The organism is Okeania sp. (assembly GCF_983059655.1).
The window spans coordinates 1-1181 of record NZ_CEZPJD010000283.1; the positions used below are offsets into that span (position 1 = coordinate 1).

At 37.8% G+C, this 1181-nt stretch carries 1 protein-coding gene; it reads right to left on the reverse strand.

All coding sequences use genetic code 11. The features are described 5' to 3' along the window. Positions 1 to 213: 213 nt before the first annotated feature. The coding region (locus AC3DU7_RS16540) for a sensor histidine kinase (protein ID WP_488040424.1) at positions 214 to 1181 on the reverse strand (968 nt) is incomplete at its 5' end.

Consider the following 1181-nt stretch of genomic DNA (forward strand, 5'->3'; position numbering starts at 1 on the left):
GCAGTAGGCAGTAAGGGGAAATAATTGATCATTTCTTTGTGATAATTGATTTTATTTTTTATGATCAGAGATGTCTAGTTATATAGAATCTGGTTACATATTATATGTTGATAATTCTATAATTACTTCAATATTTAATCTCCCCCCACTCTCCCACTTCCCTGCTCCCTTCCGTATCCGTGTATCTGTGCCATAATCAGTGTGAGCCACTCCCTACTCCTCATCCAAAACTGGTAAGGCTACAAAAAAAGTACTACCTTCTCCTAAAGTGCTTTCTGCCCAAATTTTACCTTGATGTTGTTGGACAATACTGCGACAAATGGCTAAACCTAAACCGGTGCCTCCCTTCTGGCGAGAGTCAGAAGCATCAACTTGTTGAAAGCGACCAAAAATACTTTCTATCTTATCAGCAGGAATACCTCGCCCTTGGTCTTTAACTGCAATCAAAACTTGATAACTATGATGAATATTACAGGCAAGTGCTTTTGTGTATTTGGTTTTAACTGTTGAAGTGAAGTGAGCGGAGCTATCAGTATTATTTCTATCGATAAATTGTTTGCTGGCAGTTAACCAGACAGTTGTTCCTTTCGGGGAATATTTGATAGCGTTACTAAGTAAGTTAGTTAAGGTTTGAATTAATTGGTCGGGACATCCCCACAACTTAGTATCTACTGGTTTGACTGACAAATTAACTCCTGCTTCTTCTGCAATAGGTTGCATTTCATTTACTGTCTGGAGCATTAATTCAGCAATGTTGCAAGTTTGTTTCAGCATTGTTACTTGCTGGGAGTGAAGACGCTCTAAGTCTAGAATATCGTTGATTAACCTTACTAAACGGTCTGTGTTAGCAATGGCAATATTTAGCATCCTGTTACCTCTTTCTGGTGCTTGATTAAGTAATCCACTTTTCAATAAAGCTAGAGCACCGTGAATAGAAGCAAGAGGAGTACGTAACTCGTGACTCACCACGGAAATAAATTCGTCTTTCATCTGTTCGACTGCTTGACGTTCTGTTATATCTTTAAATGTTACAACTGCACCAATAATTTTTCCCTGTTCTAAAATAGGTGTACTTACATATTCTACGGGAAAATATGATCCGTCTCGTCGCTGAAAAAATTCATCAGTAACTTGGCAGACTATACCTTTTTTTAAAGTTGTTGTAACTTGACTATCTGAGT